Origin of the sequence: Mycobacterium sp. TY814 (assembly GCF_030755175.1) — a bacterium.
Lineage (GTDB): Bacteria > Actinomycetota > Actinomycetes > Mycobacteriales > Mycobacteriaceae > Mycobacterium.
The window spans coordinates 2,398,661-2,417,285 of record NZ_JAUFRY010000001.1 but is presented as its reverse complement, the minus strand read 5'-3'; the positions used below and the strand labels follow the sequence as shown (position 1 = coordinate 2,417,285).

Here is an 18,625-nt window from a genome sequence, read left to right as displayed (position 1 = left end):
TGTTCCGCTGTGCGCAGGTGCCGACTCTCCTAGGCTAACCGGGTGCGTCTGAGTTGGCCGCTGACCGGCCGGGCACAGGAGGTCGCGGTCATCCAGTCCGCGATTTCCGATCCGCGCACCCCGGGGGTCCTGGTCTGCGGTGCGCCCGGCGTCGGAAAGAGTCGGCTCGCCGGTGACTCACTCACCGGGCTTCGTGGGTGCGTCACCCGGCGGGCGGTCGCCAGCGCGTCGGCGCGATCGCTTCCGTTGGGGGCCTTCGCTGCCTGGGCGCGGCTGCCCGAGCCGGGCGACGGGCAGCTGGTGCACCTCGTCCGCGACATGATCGAGGCGCTGACGGCGACACCGGAACGCGCTGCGGTGGTCATCGTCGTCGACGACGCGCACCTGCTCGATGACTTGTCGGTGTTCGTGCTGCAACAGATTGTCGCGCGCCGGTCGGCCAAACTGGTGCTGACGATCCGCAGCGGTGAGCCGGTGCCTGCCGCGCTGCAGGAGGTGTGGGGATCCGAGTTCGAACGACTCGATCTGCAGCCGTTGTCGGCCGACGAGACGGCCAGGCTGTTATCTGCGGCATTGAACGGTCCCGTGGATCCGGATGTCTCACACCGCCTTTGGAAGCTGACCCGCGGCAACGTGCTCTATCTGCGCAACATCGTCGAGACGGAACTGGCCGACGGACGATTGGCGCAACACGGTGGCTACTGGCGATGGACGGGCGACCCGGTGGTGCCGCCGAGTCTGGCCGAGTTGATCGAGTCACGCATGGGTGCATTGCCCGGTGCCGTTGGCGATGTGGTGGACACGCTGGCGGTGGGGGAGCCACTGGAGCTGAAGTCCCTGTCGCGGTTAGTGGATGCGGCGGCCATCGAGGAGGCCGACGTACGGGGATTGATCGCGATCGGTCCGGTCGACGGGGGTGTGGAAGTCCGGCTCGCTCATCCGCTGTACGGCGAACTGCGTCGCTCGCGGGCCGCAGCTACCCGGCTGCGACGGCTGCGGGGCCGGGTCGCTACGGAGCTGGCCGCGTCTGACGACCGTGACGAGGTGCGAACGGTGGTGCGGCGCGCCGTGTTGAGCGTCGACTCCGATCTCGCGCCGGACGCGGAACTACTTCTGCGAGCCGCGGAAGGGGCGATGTTCCTGGCCGATGCTCCGCTGGCGGATCGGTTGGCGGCAGCCGCAATTCGCGCCGGTTGTGGCGTGGCGGCCTACAACATCCGCTCCTTCGCCCTGGCGTGGCAGGGACGCGGTGCGGAGGCCGATGCCGCGGTGGCCGCGACACCGACCGACGGTCTCGCGGAAGAGGATCGCGTGTACCTGCTCGGCCATCGGGGCTTCAACAAGCTGTGGGGGCTGGCCGATCCGGACGGCGCCCGCCAGCTGTTCGAGGAAGCCGCACACCTGGGTACGGCGTTGACCCGTAGCTGGAGCGATGCCTATCTGACCGTCTACTGGGCGTCGATGGCGCAGCCCGACAAGGCGATAGCGCAGGGCGATGGCGTCGACTTGGAGCGCGCCTGCCCGGCATCATCAGTTCGGCCGCGGCGTGGGCGCTGGTGGTCGCACACGGGGATGCGGGCCACGCCGGCGAGGCGGACCGGATAGCCGAAGTGGGTTATGCGTGCGTGCAGCGCACCGCCACCGCTGCCCACATGAGGCTCATCATCGCCGACCGTCATCTCGGGGCCCGCCTGCTCAGCGGTCACCTGTCGCAGGCCACTGCCTTGGCCGAACACGAGCGTGAGCAGACCGTAAACGTTCCGGGCGTGGCCCAGCTGCTGGGTGCCGCGATCGTGGGCCGGGCCGCCGCGGCATCCGGCCGCCTGGATGAAGCACGTCGCCTCTTGCAGACCGTCGTCGAGCTTTTCAGCGGCGACTCCAACGGTTTTCGCTATCGCTATCTGATTCCCCTCACCGTCACACTGGCCATGTGCGGTCTGGCCGGCGAAGCGTCGGCCGCACTGAGTGCCGTGGAAGCCGAGCGTCATCGAAGCTGGAGATTCGTCGACTACGAGGCTGACCTGGCGCGAGCGTGGGTCTGCGCCTGCCAGGGCGCCCTGAGTGAAGCGGTCGAGATCGCGGTCCGCGCGGCCGAACAAGCAGCTGCCAACGGTCAATTCGCTGCGGAGGTGCTGTGCCTGCAGACCGCTGCGCAATTCGGCGAGGGGTCGACGGCGGCGCGGCTGCGCGAACTGGAGTCGACGGTGCAAGGTCCGCGCGTCGCCGCGGCCGCTCGCCTCGCCGCTGCGCTGGCGGCAGGTGACGGGTCCGAGTTGTCCTCGGTATCAGAGGAATTCGAAGCTATGGGCGATCTCATCGCCGCGCTGGACGCTGCCGCGCACGCTGCGATTGTGTTTCGCCACAAAGACTTACGGGGGTCGGCGCTGAGTTGCTCGACGCGCGCCGACGCACTTGCCGAGCGGTGCGGCGGCGCCCGCACCCCGGCGCTTCGACAGGCCAGCGTGCCGGTGCCGTTCACCTCGCGTGAGCGGGAGATCGTCATGCTGCTCGGGGAGGGCCTGCCCAGCCGGTTGGTGGCCGAGCGCCTGACCCTGTCGGTACGCACTGTCGAAGGCCACATCTACCGGGCGATGACCAAGACCGGTGTGTCGAGCCGCGAGGAACTCGCTGCGTTGCTGAAACCGCGGGCTTAAGCCCGACCGCCCAGGTGCTGTTCGAGGAACCGGTCAACGGCCTCGTACAAGTCGATGAGGTTCTCCGGGTTGAGAAAACCGTGGCCCTCGTCCTCTTTGACCAGGTACTCCACTTCGACCCCGCGCGCCCGCAGCGCCTCCACCAGATTGTCGGACTCGGCCTGCACAACGCGAACGTCGTTGGCGCCCTGCGCAACCAGCAACGGCGTCCTGATTCGTTCGACCTTGGTGATCGGCGAGCGCTCCAACATGTCCGCCTCCTGCACCGGATCTTCCGGGTTGCCGACAAACAGGTGCCAGTTGTTGGCCAGATGAGGCCGAGCGCTCGGCGGAAGTGTGCGCATGAAGTTGGCCAGGCTGGAGATACCGACATAGTCGATGGCTGCCGCGAAGACGTCCGGGGTGAAGGTGACGCCGACCAGGGCGGCGTATCCGCCGTAGGAGCCGCCGAAGATGGCGACCCGGGCGGGGTCCGCGTAACCTTCCGCGACGGCCCAGTTCACCGCATCGATCAGGTCGTCATGCATCTTGCCCGCGAACTCCCCGACCGCGGCCTTGACGAATGCCTTGCCGAATCCCGTTGAGCCGCGGAAGTTGACTTGCAGCACCGCATATCCGCGATTGGCGAGGAGTTGCACCTCCGGGTCGAACCGCCACCAGTCCCGGGCCCACGGCCCGCCGTGCACGAGCAGCACCAGCGGAAGTCCCTTCGGTTCCACTCCGATGGGCAGCGTCAGGTACGAAGGCAGGTCCAGTCCGTCGCGCGACAGGATCGTCACGGGTGTCATCGGTGCCAACTGCTCAGGGTCGAGGTGCGGGAAGGGCCGAAACAGCAGCCTGATTCGGCCGGTGGCATGGTCATAGAAGTAGGTCCGTCCAGGGTCGCGGTCGTGGTTGAAGCTGACGATCCACCGCAGTCCGCTCTCGTCCGACGACAGCGCCCCGATCTCACCCTCGGACAGCGTCTGCAGGCTCGTCAGGACCTCGGCGAACAGTGGGTCGAGCGGCCTGATGACCTGTCGCGCGCCCAGATACCGTGCGCCGAGAAGCTCGCCGGTACGTCGGTGTTGGATCAGTGGTTGCGGGACGAGGGGCAGGACCAGGCCCCGGGAGTCCAGGTCATACGTCGGGTGGCTGTCTACGGCGGTTTCGGTGCCGGTGGCTACGTCAAGCCGGACCAGTCGCGTGCGGTCAGTGCCCGCGTTGGACCCTATCCAGAGTCCTGTTCCGTCAGGGGTGGCCACCATCGGAAAGACGCCGAGAGTGTAGTCGGCGCCGTCATAGGTCGCGATCCGCCGCAGCGACCCCGATACGGCGTCCCATTGGTGAACTTCCACATCACCGGCCGCGGTGAGTGCCATGGCGAAGAGGGCGCCGTTGCGGCCGGTGAGCCATCCCGCGACCTGCCCGGGATTCTCGGCGAGCAGGGTGAGTTCGCCTGTGGCGATGTCGAGTTCGTAGACGTCCAGCAGGGCGATGTTGCGCTTGTTCAGATGCACGATGGCCTTGCCGGACAGTCCGCCCGGGTTCTCCAAGATCGCCTTGGTGCCATCGAAGGGCGTGAGGTCCACGGCCGCGGCTTCGGGATCGTCCAGGTCGACCCGGAAGACGTGCCAATTCTCGTCTCCGCCACGGTCCTGCAGATACAGCAGCCAGCGGGGGTTGTCGGTCCATTCGTAGCTCAGTACGGAACGGGTTTCGTCAGCGGTGACGCAGCGAGCCGGCTCGCCTTCGTCCACCGGTTGCACCCACACGTTCAGTCGGTTGCGCCACGGGGCGAGGTAGGCCATCCGGGTTCCGTCCGGCGAGATGGTCGCTCCGGCGCGGACGGGAGGGCGAAAAAAGTCCTCGACGGAGATCGGTTCGGGCAGTGCCATGTGGCGACTCCTTGTGTTGCCTTGCAGGGAATTTCGAGCTAATCGAGCGTCGTTCCACCGATGCGCCCGTTGGTCGCGTCGAGAATCGCCCGGTCGATGAGCGTGAGCGTCTGCTGCGGGCTGATCACTTCGCCCCGAGCTACGACTGCGGTGCTCACGTCCTCGTCGATCACCCGTAGCGCACCCGTCACCGCCGCTGCGCACAGCCGGACCGTGAGATCCTCGGGATGCATCCGCAGTCTCTTGGCGATGACAGGGATGAAGCCTCGTTCGAGTTCGTCGTGGACCATCAGGTAAGCCGTACGCAGTGCCGGTTCGGCCGCCGTCATGCTGGCGATTCGCATCGCACTCACCTCGTCGGCGATGTCCTGTTCGGTGAACGGGTGAGCGATCGCGTCGGCGGCCATGTGTTCGCCCAGCGAAAGCTCAGGCGGCCACCGGTCCAGTACTGCGATGAATCGGTGCGTCGTCTTGGCGAGTACCGGTTCGACGCAGCTCTCCTTCGACCGGAAGTACCTCCAGATCGTCCGGGTGGAAAGTCCTGCGGCGGCGGCGATGTCGTCACCGGTCGTCCCTGACACCCCGTGCTGCCAGAACAATTCGCAGGCGTGGCGCGATACCTGTAGCCGGGCCTCGCCGTGCGCCATGTCCTCCACCCCCTGTCACTTAGTGACAGCACCAATGTGTCACTAAGTGACAGGGCGAGTCAAGTTTTAGTCGTCGTCGAGGTACGCGTCGGCCCACGCGCCGATGATGCGGGCGGCCCGGCGAGCCTGACCCCGCGCGGTGAGCAGGTGGTCGGAGCCTTCCAGCGAGACGAAGCTGCGCGGGTGGCGCGCCAAGCGGAAGATCTCGGTGGCGTTTGCGATGCCGACCGTGTTGTCGGTGGGAGAGTGCAGGATCAACAGCGGCAACCGCAGACCCTTGATCTTGTCGTGCAGGTGCGCCGCGCGGACGTCCTCGACGAATGCCCGCTTCAGGGTCAGCGTTCGCCCGCCGACCATCCACTCGGCACTGCCCTCGGACAGGCAGCGGTCAACCACTGCGTCGTAATGCTTTTCGACGTGACTCGGGTCGATGGGCGCGGCGACCGTGACGACCGCCCGCACCCCCGGCGATTGCCGGGCGGCGGCGAGTGCGGCGGCGCCGCCCCACGAATGACCGACCAGAATGTCGGCCGGCGTTCCGCGCTCGGCCATGAACTCGCACGCCTTGACGATGTCGTCGACCTTGACGGTGAACGACCCGTCGCCCCAATCTCCTTCTGAGCCACTGAGACCCAGCGCATCGAAGCGCAGCATGCCGATCCCGTCGGCGGCCAGCTGCTTGCAGATCCGGGCGGCGGCAGGCGACTCCTTGCCGAGAGTGAAGCCGTGCGCGAATACTCCCCAGCCACGCACCTCGCCCTCCGGCACATCGATGATTCCCGCCAGGTTCGGCCCCGTCGAACTTTGGAACGTCACACGTTCGCCCATGCAGGAGATCTAACACGGCCGCTGTCCCGAGCGGTTCGACGCATAGTCGGCCAGATCCGTAGCATCGCGTCATGAGGCTTGTCGCGACAACGCCAGGCGCGCATGCTGCCCTCGGCCTGGTGACCGCCATCCTGCTGGGTTTCGGATTGACCATCGCCCCGGCGCCGTTGCAGGCAACTGCATCGGCGGCCTGCCCGGACGTCGAGGTGGTTTTCGCCCGCGGCCGCGAGGAACCACCCGGCGTCGGTGCTGTCGGCGATGCGCTGGTCAATTCGTTGCGGGGCAAGACGCGCTTGTCGGTCGGCGTCTACGGGGTGAACTATCCGGCCAACATCACCACCGGCAGCGGCGCCAACGATATGAGTGCCCACGTCCAATCCATGGCCAGAGACTGTCCCAACACCCGACTGGTACTCGGTGGCTACTCGCTCGGAGCCGAGGTGGCCGACCTGGTGACCGGCGGGCGACCGCTGTTCGGGTTCACCAACCCCTTGCCGCCGGGCGTGGACCAGCATGTCGCGGCGGTCGCGTTGTTCGGCAACGGCACCCGTGGACTGTCACCGGCCTTCGCGGGAAAGACGATCGACCAGTGCGCGCCCGGCGACCCCATCTGTGGCAGAGGGACGAATTGGCCGTCGCATCTGCAGCCGTCCTACATAGACTCCGGGCTGGTCGATCAGGCTGCCGGCTTTGTGGCCGGCCGGCTTTAGCGCCTGAATTCTCAGCTAAAACCTAACTTCTGGGTACGGCGATGAATCCGATGCGGTGATATTTTTGATCTGCGAGTGTCGCGGTTGACACGACTGGGACCGGGACTCGCCGGCTAACGCATTTGGAGAAAAAGTGGACATCGTAATCGGGCTATCGATGACACCTGCAACCGTTCGTATGGTGCTGGTCGAAGGGCAAAACGCCGATGGCGTCACCATCGAGGAGCGTGAGCTCGCGGTGGACGTGAGTGTCGGCTCAGCAACCGACCATGTGGTGGCGGCGATCTTGGATGCCTACGAAGCCGCGGCTGCGTCCGGCAACCGGGTGGCATCGGTCGGCGTGACCTGGACGGACGAGTCAGACGCTCGCGCGCTGGACGATGCGCTGGCCGTGTGCGACCTCGACAACGTCACCCTCACCCCGCCGTTCGTCGCCGCGACGACCCTGGCTCAAGCGGTCGCGCAGGCGATCAACAGTGAGCACATGGCGGTGCTGTTCGTCGAATCCGACAGTGCGACCCTGGGCGTGATCGACACCGATCAAGCGGCGATCGCCGACATCCGGAGCGAGCCGCTGCACGGTGTCGGCGCCATCACCACACCGACCGAGTTGATCGCGTGGGCCGAGACACTCGACACCCGGCCGGATGGCATCTTCCTCATAGGTTCGGGTGTGGATATCGGGCTGATCAAACTGAAACTCGAGACGGTGACGCCGCTTGCGGTGATCGTGCCCGAAGAGCCGGAGACCGCGCTGGCCCGGGGTGCCGCCCTGGCCTCTGTCGACACATCGCTGTACGCCTTGGCCACCGACTCCTTCGCCTACGCGCGGGTCCCCGATGCGGTGGAGGCGGACCCTGATGCGGTGACGTTGGAGCGCATCGCCTATAGCGTCGCACCCGATGACGAGGCGGACGCGCCGACGACGGTGCTGGGGACCACCGATGAAGATGGTCTGGACGAGACGTTGCCGCAACGCAGGCCGTTTGTGATGATGGGCAGCGTCGGAGCGGTGGCCGTGATCAGTGCTGTTGTGGCGCTGGAAGTTTCGTTGGCGCTCGGTATCCGGCCGGCAGCGGTGGGTCTGCAGCACATTCCGGGCCAGAATCGCCTCGTGCAGGCGCCGCTGGTGCCTCTGGCGCCGGCGGCCGTCGCGGCGGCTCCACGACCGACGGCGATGCGCCCCTCGGGTCCGACGGCGCAACTGCCTTCCACTGACGCTCTCTTGCCCTCGCCTCCTGCGGTGGTGCCCGCAGACTCGCCAGGGGTGGCGCCCGCACTTCTTGCGTTGCCCGTTCTGATGCCGAATCCCGTGCCGCCCCGGACGCCGGACGTCGATTACCCCAACTACCCGATACTGCTGCCGTTGCCGGTGGTGCAGCCGCCCAGTACGGCCCCGACCGTGCCTCCGCGCCAACTGCCGACCACGGTTCCGGTGACATCGCCACCCCCCACAACGGTTCCGGTGACGTCGCAGCCCCCCACGACGGTTCCCGTGACGCAGTCTCCGACGACGGTTCCGGTGACGCAGCCGACGGTTCCGGTGACGCAGTCTCCGACGACGGTTCCGGTGACGCAGCCGACGGTTCCGGTGACCCAGGCCCCGACGACGGTTCCGGTGACCCAGGCGCCAACGCCGGTTCCGGTGACCCAGCCGCCGACATATGTTCCGGTATCGCAGCCGCCCAGGCCTGTTCCGGTGGCTCCGCCGCCGGTTCGCGTCCCCGAACCTCAACTGCCCGTGAATGTTCCAGCACCTGATGCTCCGGCGGTCCCCGGTCTCCCGGGTCTGGAAACGCCGCCGGTTCCCGCGTCACCTGGCCTTGGCGTACCGGGGCAGGACGTGCCGCCGGCGGCGCCCCAGTTGCCAGGCTCACTGAGCGTTCCGGCACAGGAGCCTCTGACCACTGGCGGGGGCAGTGCCGGGATCCCCGGCATCACCGGCGGCGGAAGTGCCGGGATCCCCGGAGCCGGCGCGTCTGTCACCGGCGGTGGTTCGCTTACCGGCGGTGGCGCACCGGGTGGTGACAGTGGCTCCCTGGGCGGCGGTGGTGGCTCGCTGGGCGGCGGCTCGTTGGGCGGTGGTGGCTCGTTGGGTGGTGGCTCGTTGGGCGGCGGCTCGTTGGGCGGTGGCTCGCTGGGCGGCGGCTCGTTGGGCGGCGGCGGCACGTTGGGCGGCGGCTCGTTGGGTGGCGGCTCGTTTGGCGGTGGTTTTGGTGGTGGCTCGTTTGGTGGTGGTTCGCTGGGCGGTGGCGGCAGCAGCTCCATCGGCGGCAGCAGCTCCAGCGGTAGCTCCGGCGGCGGAAAGAGCTAGCCGGGGCCGGCTATCAGGGCTGCCTGGCGCTGAGTGGCCGGAGCTTGGCAACCCTCCCGAAGTCATCTGCGCGAACGTCTGATCCGCAGAAAGATCAATTGCTTGACGTGCTGCCTGACGCGAGGCACCCTGTGATACAGGTCATATGACCACTGGTCATACCGCGGAGAGAGGTGGCAGCACATGACCACACGGGACATGTACACCGACGTGCCCACGCCCTACTCGTGGGCGGTCCCCAGTGCCGGCGATGCACGCTTCACCTGGGAGTACGACGAGGGCCGCGCCCGGCTCCTCTCGCTCTACCAAAAGGGCAAAGACAAGCAGTGGGATGCGCAGTTGCGCATCGACTGGGGCCAGGACGTGGACCCGCACAACCCGATCGGGTTGCCCGACGAGTTCAATCCGTTGTTCGGCAGCCCGATGTGGGACGCCGCCGACGAGGCGCGTCGCGCCGAGATGCGCCAGCACTTCCAGGCCTGGCAGTTCTCACAGTTCCTGCACGGCGAGCAGGGGGCGATGGTGTGCGCGGCCAAGATCGTCGAGGTCGTGCCGGACTTGGACGCCAAGTTTTACGCGGCCACCCAGACCATGGACGAGGCCCGGCACGTCGAGGCGTTCTCGCGATTCCTCCAGGAAAAGATCGGCCTGGTCTACCCGATCAACAAGAACCTGACCGCGCTGTTGGACGACACCCTGCGCGACTCGCGCTGGGACATGCCTTACCTGGGTATGCAGGTGCTCATTGAAGGGCTCGCACTGGCCGCCTTCGGTGTGCTGCGTGACATGGCGGCGCCGGACTCGCTGGCCAAGCAGGTGCTGGCCTACGTCATGCAGGACGAGGCCCGGCACGTCGCGTTCGGCCGAATCTCGCTCAAGGACTACTACTCCGCACTGACCGACGCCGAGCGGGACGAGCGCGAGGAGTTCGTCGTGGACGCCTGTTATCTGATGCGCGACCGCTTCCGCGGCGAGGAGGTGTTCGAGACCCTCGGCATGAACGTCCAAGAGTGCGCCGAGTGGGTCGACAAGTCACCGCTGATGATCCAGTTCCGCTCACACCTGTTCAGCCGCATCGTGCCGATCGTGAAGGACATCGGACTGTGGGGCGACAAGGTGCAGAAAGCCTTCCGCGACATGGGCGTTCACGAGATGTCGTCCTTCGACATCGAGGCGCTGATGAAAGCCGACGAAGATCAGGCCGAGGCGCTGGACAAGGCGCACGCCGAGATGGCCGAACGGGCGCTCGAGGTGGACCAGGTGATCGCGGCGGGCGCGGGCTGATCAGACCAGCGCCTGCCGGAGCTCCGCGTAGGCAGCGACCAAGGCGTCCAGGCTGAAAGTCCGATTGAGCCCGCTGGGATTCGGCAGGATCCAGGCCGTCGTGCCCGCGACTTGGCCGGGGTAACGGCCCCAGTCGACGACGGATGTGCCGGTCATTGCCGACACGGCCCGCTTGCCCAGGAACGCGATGACCCGCGGTGCGCAGCGGCGCATCTTCGCCTCGAATTCCGGACGCGCCTGCCGGAACTCCGCGCGTGATATGTCGTCTGCTCGTCTGGTCGCCCGGCTGACCACAGCTGTTATGCCACAACCATATTCGAGTAGGCGGCGCTCCTCCTGCGGGCGTAGCCGCTCGTCGGTGAACCCGGCGAGGTGCAGCACCGGCCAGAACCTGTTGCTGCGGCTGGAGAAGTTGTGACCGTCGGCAACCGCGGTGACAGCAGGGTTGATGCCGCAGAAGATGACGTCGAGGCCGTCGGCCAGGATGTCCGAGTCGTATCCGGTCAACCCTGGACCAACGCCGCGCTCTTCGCGGCGTCGGTCGCGAAGAACCCGCGTAGGGCGTCGGCGATCTGGGCCCGGATCGGGGCGCCGGAGACGACCACGTCGACCATCGACAGCGACAGGTGCGTGTGCCCGCGCGCCCGCACGTGCTGTGTCGAAACACCGGCTGCGGCAAGCGCTTCCGCGTACGCGTCGCCCTCGTCCCGTAATGGGTCGAACTCCGCTGTGACGACGAGCGCCGGCGGCAGGCCGGACAGGTCGGGGGTGCGTAGCGGCGCGATTCGCGGGTCCTCGCGCAGGTCCGGGTCGGCGTAGTAATCGAAGAACCACCGCATCAACGCGGCGGTGAGGCCGTAGCCGTCGGCGTTCTCGGTGTAGGAGGCGCGACTCAGATCGGAATCGACGACCGGCGTGATCAGCGCCTGGCCGACTATCGCCGGCCAGCCGGTGTCCCTGGCCAGCCGGCACACCACCGTGGCGATGCCAGCCCCGGCGCTCCAACCGCACACCGCGAGTCGACCGGGGATACCGCCGAGTTCCTGCGCGTGCTCGGCAACCCACCGCGCTGCCGCCCAGCCGTCCTCGAGCGCGGCCGGGAAGCGGTGCTCCGGTGCGTGCCGGTAGTCCACCGACACGATCAGCGCATCGGTGCGTACACACAGGTCCCGGCACAACGGGTCGTCGGAGGCGTGGTCGCCGAGAACCCAACCGCCGCCGTGGAAGTACACGACGACGGGATGCGGGCCCGGGCTGGCAGGTCGGTACAGACGGTAGGCCAGCGGTCCGGCGGCCCCGGGCAGCGTTCCGTCGACGACTTCGCCGACGTCCGGGCCCGGTGGCCGGGCCAGGTTCATCTCGTTCATGAAGGCGCGTGCCTGCTCGGCCGGCATCGACTCCAGTGGCGGCAACTCCAGCAGCGCCATCTGCTCGAGGACCATCTGCACGTCGGGTTGCAGGCGACGCACCACGCCGTCGTTGCACTGCGCACCGCCAGGTCCGGACAGCGCGAAGCCCAGGTAGTCGCCGGCGACCACCTCGTCACACGCCACCCGGTAGAAGTCGACACCGGCGGCGTAGGCCATGAAGGTGCGCGGCTTACCGGGTATGTTTGCCCCGACGTACCACGAATTGGCCTGCGGGAAAAGGGTTATGGATGCGGCGTCGTCGACGTGCTGCATCCACCCTGCTTCGGCGAGCTTGGTGGGCTCGATCCGGTCGAAGCCGTGGTCGCGCAGATACGTCAAAGCGTCGGCGACGAAATCCACGTGTTGCTCGATGGACACCGCCATGTTCGACAGCACCGAGGGGCTCTGCGGGCCCGCGATGAGGAACAGGTTGGGGAATCCCTCGGTCATCAGGCCCAGGTAGGTGTTCGGGCCGTGTGACCACTTCTCCTTGAGTGCAAGTCCGTCGCGGCCGACGATGTCGATGGCCGCCACAGCGCCCGTGATCGCGTCGAAGCCGGTGGCGAAGACAATCGCGTCGAACTCGAAAGACTCACCGACCGTATCGATTCCGTCGCGGGTCACGCCCACCAACGGCTGATCCTGCAGATTCACCAGCCGAACGTGCGGCAGGTTGAAGGTGGCGTAGTAGTTGGTGTCCAGGCACAGCCGCTTGGCGCCGACCGGATACGTTTTGGGGCATAGCGTCTCGGCTGTCTGCGGATCCCGCACGATTCCGCGGATCTTGCCGTGAATGAAGTCGGCAAAGTCTTTGTTGGCCAACGGGTTACTCATCACGTCGGCGTAGAGGTTGAGTACTTCCAGTAGCTCACCACGCTGCCAGGCGCGTTCGTAGCGCTCCTGACGTTCCTCGGCGGACACCGAGAATGCTGGGGTGATGGTGCGCTCCACCGGCACCCCGCCGAAGGAGTATTTCGCCGCCTGCCGATAGGCCGATTCGTCGGCCATCTCCGCGAGCTTATCCGGCGAAACGGGGCCGTTCTGGGCGGGAATCGAGAAGCACGGCGTGCGTTGGAAGACCACCAACTCTGTTGCCTGCGCGGCGATCAGCGGAATTGACTGAATGCCCGACGAGCCGGTCCCGACGACACCGACGCGCTTACCGGTGAAGTCGACGGGCTCATGGGGCCAGCGACTGGTGAAATACGTCTCGCCGGTGAAGTTTTCGACGCCGTCGATGTCGAGATCCTTCGGTACCGACAGACAGCCCGTCGCCATCACCAGGTAGCGGCAGGTGACTTCCTCACCCTGATCGGTGCGCACGCGGTAGCTGGATGAGTCGTCGTCCCAGTGCGCATGGGTGACGCGCGTGCCGAACTGGATGTCGCGACGCAGATCGTGCTTGTCCGCGACGTGGTTCAGATAACGCAGAATCTCGGGTTGGGTGGCGTACTTCTCCGACCATTGCCAGTCGCGCGCCCAGTCCGCATCGAAGCTGAACATGTAATCGACGCTGGGAATGTCGACCCGTGCGCCGGGATAGCGGTTCCAGTACCAGGTGCCCCCGATGTCGTCGCCCGCCTCGAATATCCGCATCGACAGACCCGCGAGCCGAAGACGGTAGGCGGCGTACAGGCCGGCGAAGCCGGCGCCTACAACCACGACGTCGGGGTTGGAGTGTTGATCAGCCATGTGAATCATCATGACCACTCGGAGGCGGTTTGTTTAGGGGTGAAATTGTCCGTGCTCGGTGACGACGGCGGTGATCAGCTCGGCCGGGGTCACATCGAAGGCCGGGTTGAATGCCTCTGCGTCCGGTGGAGTGATGGTGACGCCGGCGTAGGCCCTCAGCTCTTCGGGCGCGCGTTCCTCGATGGCGATCTCGGCGCCGGAGCGTAGCGAGGCGTCGATGGTGGACGACGGCGCGACCACGACGAGTGGCACGTTGTGGTGACGGGCGGCGATGGCCAGGCCGTAGGTGCCGATCTTGTTGGCGACGTCGCCGTTGGCGGCGATTCGGTCGGCACCGACCAGCACGCAGTCCACCAAGCCGCGTGCCATCGCTGCCGCCGCGGCGCTGTCCGGTTGTACCCGGTAGGGCACACCGGCCTGTGCCAGTTCCCACGCCGTCAGCCTGGACCCCTGCAGCAGCGGTCGTGTCTCATCGACCAGAACCGATTCGACCAGCCCGCGCTGATGCAGATGCCATACGACGCCGAGTGCGCTGCCCCAGGCCACCGTCGCGAGGTGGCCGGCATTGCAATGGCTGAGCAGCCGCAGCGGACGGCGGTCGGAGAGCGAGAGCACGATCTCGGCGGCGTGGCCGGACGCGGCGCGGTTGAGGCGTTCGTCCTCGTCGAGGATGGAAAGCGCTTCAGCCAGTATGGATTCGGTGCCCTCGCCGAGCTTGCGCAGGGCGCGCTCGACTCCCCAGCTGAGGTTGACGGCCGTCGGTCGGGCGTGGGCGACCCGTTCGGCCGAGGCCCGGACGTCGCCTCCCTCGCGGGCGGCGAGCACCACTCCGAGTGCCCCCGCTGCGCCGAGAGCCGGAGCGCCACGGACCGCCAGGCGGCGGATCGCGTCGATCAACTCGTCGACGGTGCGCAGTCGGAGGATGCGGTATTCGGCGGGCAGCGCGGTCTGGTCGATGATCGTGACCGCGTCGCCGTCCCAGTCGATGGTTCTGCGCACGTTGGTGACCCTAGCTCGCGCCGATGAGGTGACTGCAGCCCCGAGTCGGGACGGACTTAATCCTCTATCCACTTCGGTGGCGCTGGCCGACGATGGCACCGCAGGACGATCAGGAAGGTCACCCATGTCGACGAAACTGGGGGCGGCTCCGCTGGCCGCGGCCGCGACTAACGCCGGCGACGGCGACGCACTGGACAACGACGACCGCCGCCGCCGAGAGATCGACGCCATCGTCGACACCGCCGCGGCCGCGGCCGCCGAATTCCGCAAGCTCGATCAGACCCAGGTAGACCGGATCGTCGAGGCGATGGTGCGCGCCGGGCTGCGTGCCGCAGCGGAGTTGGCGGGCCTGGCGATCGAGGAGACCGGGTTCGGGGTCTTCGAGGACAAGGTCGTGAAGAACTACGTGGCGACCGAGTTCCTCCACGACTATCTCCGTGACAAGAAGTCGGTGGGCGTGGTTGACGAGGACATCGAGAACAACATCGTCCACGTCGCCGAACCCATTGGCGTGGTGCTCGCCATCACCCCGGTGACCAACCCGACCTCGACGGTGCTGTTCAAGGCGATCGTGGCCGCGAAGACACGCAACGCCATCGTGTTCCGGCCGTCACCGTATGCCGTGCGGTGCTGCGAGCGCAGCGTCGAAATCCTGCGCGAGGCGGCCGAAGCCGCCGGGATGCCGGTCGGGGCGCTGCAGGTGATTCCCGACGCTGCCCATGAGGTGACGCACTATCTGTTCAAACATCCGCAGGTCGACTTCATCTGGGTGACCGGTGGACCCAAGATCGTGGCGCTGGCGAGCGCCACCGGGAAACCGGGCCTCTGCGTGGGCCCCGGGAATGCGCCCATCTACGCCCACAAGACCGCGGACATCAAGGGTGCCGTCGTCGACATCCTCATCTCGAAAACCTTTGACTCGTCGGTTATCTGCCCCGCCGAGCAGACCTGCATCATCGACGAAGAGGTGTATGACGCGATGATCGCCGAGTTCGAGCGGATGGGCGCGCGGGTGCTCACCGACGACGAAGCCGCCGCCATAACGCGATTCGCGTTCGGTTGTGGCGACAAGGTCTCGCTCGATGCGGTGGGCCAGAAGGCGCCGGAACTTGCTGCGCGGGCGGGTTTTTCGGTGCCCCCGACGGTGAAAGTGTTGCTGGCCCCGTTGCCGGCGGACCTCGACGAACTCGCCGTACACCCGCTGTTGCAGGAGAAGCTGATGCCCGTGCTCGGCGTGGTTCGGGCACGCGACGTCAAACACGCCATCGACGTCGCGGTCATGGTGACCGAACACGGCGGGCTGGGCCACACGTCGGCCGTCTACTCCAACGATCAGGCGGTGATCGACGCCTACAGCGCGGCCGTCCGCACCGGGCGGATCCTGGTGAACGCGCCGACCGCGGTCGGCGCGCTCGGTGGCGTCTACAACAATCTGACCCCGACCTTCTCGCTCGGATGCGGAACATGGGGAGGGTCGAGCACCACCGAGAACGTCAACTATCGGCAGCTGCTGAACATCAAGACGGTCGCGAAGCGCCGCACCCCGCCGCAGTGGTTCCGGGTCCCGTCCAACACCTACTTCAACGCCGGCGCGCTGGAGAACCTGCGCGAGCTGGACTGCGACGCCGTCGTGGTGGTCACCGACGCCGTCAGCGACGAGCGGGGTGTGGTCGACCTGCTGCGCGGCAAGATGCGCACCCGGCACGTGCACGTGTTCAGCGAAGTGACCCCGGAGCCGGACGAGACGACGATCCGCCGCGGCGTCGAACTTTTGGAACGGGTGCAACCCGAGGTTCTCATCGCCGTGGGTGGCGGTTCGGTGCTCGATGCCGGCAAGGCGATGCGGTTGTTCTACGAGCATCCGGAGAAGACCCTCGACGAGTTGACCATGCCGTTCCTCGACCCACGCAAGCGGGTGGCCGACTATCCGACCGACCGGCACCGACTCCAATTGGTCGCCATACCAACGACTTCGGGCACCGGCTCGGAGGTCTCGCCAGCAGCGGTGCTGACCGTGCAGGGCCGGAAGGAGACGCTGGTCGATTACAGCCTGGTGCCTGAGCTGGCGATCATCGACCCGGAGTTGGCGTCGTCGATGCCGCCGGTTCTGACAGCGGACACCGGTATCGATGCGTTGACGCACGCGCTGGAGGCGGCGGTCTCGATCTTCGCGTCGCCATACACCGACGCGTTGTGCGCGCAGGCGGCGCGGCTGATCTTCGAGGGATTGCCCAGGGCATATCACGATCCCGACGACTTGGCCGCGCGCACCGACATGGCGAACGCGGCGACGTTGGCCGGGCTCGCGTTCTCGAATGCCTTCGTGGGAACGAACCATGCGCTGGCCCACGCCGTCGGCGCGAAATTCGGTATCGCACACGGGCGGGCGAACGCGATCTTCCTGCCGCATGTGCTGCGCTACAACGCAAGCCTGCCCACCAAATTCATGCCGGCGCCCGGCTACTCGGCCTACATCGCTCCCGACAAATACGCCCAGATCGGCCAGCTAATCTTCGGTGGCCACGAGCCGCAGGAGTGCCGCGGCCGCTTGTTCCGGGGAGTCGAGGACCTGTTGCGTCAGGTCGACATGCCGCGCTCACTGCGGGACATCGGTGTCGTCGAAGAGGAGTTCCTCGCGGCGCTGCCGGTGTTGGCCATGACGGCATTCGAGGACCTCAGCAACCGGACCAACCCGCGGATGCCGCTGGTCAGTGAGATCACGGAGTTGCTGCGGGCGGGTTATTACGGGGTTACCGGATGACCGCCGCCGGCCGATAGCGAGGCCGTCGTGAATGAATTCATGTATTCCACTGTGGCGCAGCGTGAATCATCCTGTGCCGCGGCCAGGGGCTGTTAGCATCGCAGCCTGTGTCGTCAGAAGGAACTTGGCCGAATTTTGTCAGTGGCATCTCAGCAGCAGGGGTAGAAGATCTGCGGGCGATCGCCGGCAACTTTGCCGACTGGCAGCTCTCGGCGCCTATTGACACAGCACTTACCACCGCGGAAGCCCTAGCCGCCGAGTACCTTTCGAAGCTGCGCTATCCCCACCACATCTTTGGTGAACTATCCGAAGACGCGCAGGATCGAGCCGCTGCGGCCGTCGGTTGCCCGACCCGTGCGCAGTGGCAACCGCCGGAGTCGAAACCCGGAACGCCGGCGTACGCCGAGCCGTCCTGGGAGGACGATGTGTACGAGGTGCTGTTCAAGCAGTTGCCGGCCGAGCCGCCGCGACCGAGACCGGTATCCGACCGTACGTCGGCCGCGTCGCAGTGGCCCGAGCTTGCGGAGGGCGCCGTGAGTGACGCAGCGCTACGTAACCGCCTCGCCCTGGAATTGGCCGGAGCCTTGGGCGCAGATTGGTCGCCCGTTCCCGACGTCGGCGACGCCGTGATCCGGGTGCGCTTCGAACGCGGCGACCTGAATTTCGTGGTCGTGCCCGGCGGGCAGATGACGCTGGGTATGACGGAGGCCGAGCTGGCAGAACTTGATGAGCTGGGCGACGAGGTTGCCGAAAGCGCTGAATTTTTCGCCGCGCACGCGGCCCCGGCGCACCCGGTTACGGTCGAGCCGTTCCTCTGCGCGGAGACACCGCTGTTGGCACGGCATGCCGCGATCCTGGCGATCGAGGGAGACGACGCCAACGTCCACGGCGTCCTGCGGCAGAACAGCTGGCAGGCGGCGGCCGCGGTAGAGGCGTGCGGACTGCGTCTGCCGTCCGAGGCCGAATGGGAATGGGTTGCGCGCGACGGTGGCCGGCAATCCTGGATCTGCGGAGCAGAGCGGCCCGAAGCATGGACCGAGCGGATTCTCAACGGTGGTCCGGATGAGGCTCGTGCGCCGTTCGGGACTCTGATGCTGGGTTGGGGCGAATGGGTCGACGACGGTTGGCACGACGACTATGTCGGTGCACCGTCTGACTCTCGGCCTTGGGGACCTATGGACAGGCCCGACACCGTGCGCGGCGGTGCATTCGCGTGCTGGCCCTGGCAAGGCGGCGGCGAGGCGCTTCTGCTGCATGCGGCGTCGCGTGACCGCGGCTTCGGCCAAGCGATCCACGCACTGCGGCTTGCGACGGATCTTCCGCCGCGATAGCGGGCGTCCTTGCACATCGTGGAGCCGATTGGGAGGTGCCGGCACACCGACCCCGTGCTGAGCTGCCAGCGGACGTGTCGACTGCGCGATGGGTGGTATCACATGTTGCGTCCCGAGCG

13 protein-coding genes are annotated in these 18,625 nt (G+C 66.9%); 7 read left to right on the top strand and 6 right to left on the bottom strand.

Features of this window, described 5'->3' with window-relative positions:
• Positions 1–42 precede the first annotated feature (42 nt).
• On the top strand, positions 43–1,605 hold the full coding sequence (locus QXH22_RS10710) for an AAA family ATPase (protein ID WP_306275553.1): 1,563 nt from the start codon (positions 43–45) through the stop codon (positions 1,603–1,605).
• Positions 1,557–2,654, top strand: coding sequence for a helix-turn-helix transcriptional regulator (locus tag QXH22_RS10705; RefSeq protein WP_306275552.1), 1,098 nt, complete (start codon positions 1,557–1,559; stop codon positions 2,652–2,654). The genes QXH22_RS10710 and QXH22_RS10705 overlap by 49 nt, the downstream gene beginning before the upstream one ends.
• On the opposite strand, the gene QXH22_RS10700 is transcribed toward QXH22_RS10705, so the two are convergent.
• The 3 genes from QXH22_RS10700 to QXH22_RS10690 all read right to left on the bottom strand — a co-directional run bounded on the left by QXH22_RS10700 (position 2,651) and on the right by QXH22_RS10690 (position 6,006).
• Positions 2,651–4,531: a S9 family peptidase gene (locus tag QXH22_RS10700; RefSeq protein ID WP_306275551.1), complete on the bottom strand. Its 1,881-nt coding sequence runs from the start codon at positions 4,529–4,531 to the stop codon at positions 2,651–2,653. The two genes, QXH22_RS10705 and QXH22_RS10700, sit on opposite strands and share 4 nt — an antisense overlap.
• Before the next feature lie 38 nt (positions 4,532–4,569).
• Positions 4,570–5,178, bottom strand: coding sequence for a TetR/AcrR family transcriptional regulator (locus QXH22_RS10695; RefSeq protein WP_306242950.1), 609 nt, complete (start codon positions 5,176–5,178; stop codon positions 4,570–4,572).
• Positions 5,179–5,244: 66 nt separating this feature from the next.
• Positions 5,245–6,006, bottom strand: coding sequence for a S9 family peptidase (locus tag QXH22_RS10690; RefSeq protein WP_306275550.1), 762 nt, complete (start codon positions 6,004–6,006; stop codon positions 5,245–5,247).
• A 71-nt stretch (positions 6,007–6,077) separates the two neighbouring features.
• Between QXH22_RS10690 and QXH22_RS10685 the strand changes: the two genes are divergently transcribed.
• The 3 genes from QXH22_RS10685 (at position 6,078) to QXH22_RS10675 (ending at position 10,314) form a co-directional block, all read left to right on the top strand.
• Complete coding sequence (locus QXH22_RS10685; protein WP_306275549.1) at positions 6,078–6,716, top strand: cutinase family protein; 639 nt, start codon at positions 6,078–6,080, stop codon at positions 6,714–6,716.
• A 157-nt stretch (positions 6,717–6,873) separates the two neighbouring features.
• Positions 6,874–9,030 carry a hypothetical protein gene (locus tag QXH22_RS10680; RefSeq protein ID WP_306275548.1) on the top strand — a complete coding sequence of 719 codons (2,157 nt, stop codon included), beginning with the start codon at positions 6,874–6,876 and terminating at the stop codon, positions 9,028–9,030.
• 183 nt (positions 9,031–9,213) lie between these two features.
• Positions 9,214–10,314 (top strand): ferritin-like domain-containing protein, encoded by a 1,101-nt coding sequence (locus QXH22_RS10675; protein ID WP_306242942.1) that lies wholly within the window; start codon positions 9,214–9,216, stop codon positions 10,312–10,314.
• On the opposite strand, the gene mug is transcribed toward QXH22_RS10675, so the two are convergent.
• Genes mug through mtnA form a run of 3 tightly spaced genes read right to left on the bottom strand, consistent with a single transcriptional unit; the run spans position 10,315 to position 14,414 of the window.
• On the bottom strand, positions 10,315–10,821 hold the full coding sequence (gene mug / locus QXH22_RS10670; protein WP_306242940.1) for a G/U mismatch-specific DNA glycosylase: 507 nt from the start codon (positions 10,819–10,821) through the stop codon (positions 10,315–10,317).
• Complete coding sequence (locus QXH22_RS10665) at positions 10,818–13,415, bottom strand: FAD-dependent oxidoreductase (protein ID WP_306275547.1); 2,598 nt, start codon at positions 13,413–13,415, stop codon at positions 10,818–10,820. Before QXH22_RS10665 ends, mug begins: the two co-directional genes overlap by 4 nt.
• A 33-nt stretch (positions 13,416–13,448) precedes the next feature.
• Positions 13,449–14,414: an S-methyl-5-thioribose-1-phosphate isomerase gene (mtnA, locus tag QXH22_RS10660; protein ID WP_306275545.1), complete on the bottom strand. Its 966-nt coding sequence runs from the start codon at positions 14,412–14,414 to the stop codon at positions 13,449–13,451.
• 124 nt (positions 14,415–14,538) lie between these two features.
• Here mtnA and adhE point away from each other — a divergent pair, with 124 nt between their 5' ends.
• Both adhE and QXH22_RS10650 read left to right on the top strand, forming a co-directional pair.
• Positions 14,539–17,175 carry a bifunctional acetaldehyde-CoA/alcohol dehydrogenase gene (gene adhE, locus QXH22_RS10655; protein ID WP_306275544.1) on the top strand — a complete coding sequence of 879 codons (2,637 nt, stop codon included), beginning with the start codon at positions 14,539–14,541 and terminating at the stop codon, positions 17,173–17,175.
• 107 nt (positions 17,176–17,282) lie between these two features.
• Positions 17,283–18,506: a hypothetical protein gene (locus QXH22_RS10650; RefSeq protein ID WP_306275543.1), complete on the top strand. Its 1,224-nt coding sequence runs from the start codon at positions 17,283–17,285 to the stop codon at positions 18,504–18,506.
• Positions 18,507–18,625 lie beyond the last annotated feature (119 nt).

Coding starts and splice junctions, on each gene's coding strand:
- QXH22_RS10665 (WP_306275547.1), bottom strand. CDS start 13,415: ATGGCTGATCAACACTCCAACCCCGACGTCGTGGTTGTAGGCGCCGGC.
- QXH22_RS10695 (WP_306242950.1), bottom strand. CDS start 5,178: ATGGCGCACGGCGAGGCCCGGCTACAGGTATCGCGCCACGCCTGCGAA.
- QXH22_RS10690 (WP_306275550.1), bottom strand. CDS start 6,006: ATGGGCGAACGTGTGACGTTCCAAAGTTCGACGGGGCCGAACCTGGCG.
- QXH22_RS10675 (WP_306242942.1), top strand. CDS start 9,214: ATGACCACACGGGACATGTACACCGACGTGCCCACGCCCTACTCGTGG.
- adhE (WP_306275544.1), top strand. CDS start 14,539: ATGTCGACGAAACTGGGGGCGGCTCCGCTGGCCGCGGCCGCGACTAAC.
- QXH22_RS10700 (WP_306275551.1), bottom strand. CDS start 4,531: ATGGCACTGCCCGAACCGATCTCCGTCGAGGACTTTTTTCGCCCTCCC.
- QXH22_RS10680 (WP_306275548.1), top strand. CDS start 6,874: ATGACACCTGCAACCGTTCGTATGGTGCTGGTCGAAGGGCAAAACGCC.
- QXH22_RS10685 (WP_306275549.1), top strand. CDS start 6,078: ATGAGGCTTGTCGCGACAACGCCAGGCGCGCATGCTGCCCTCGGCCTG.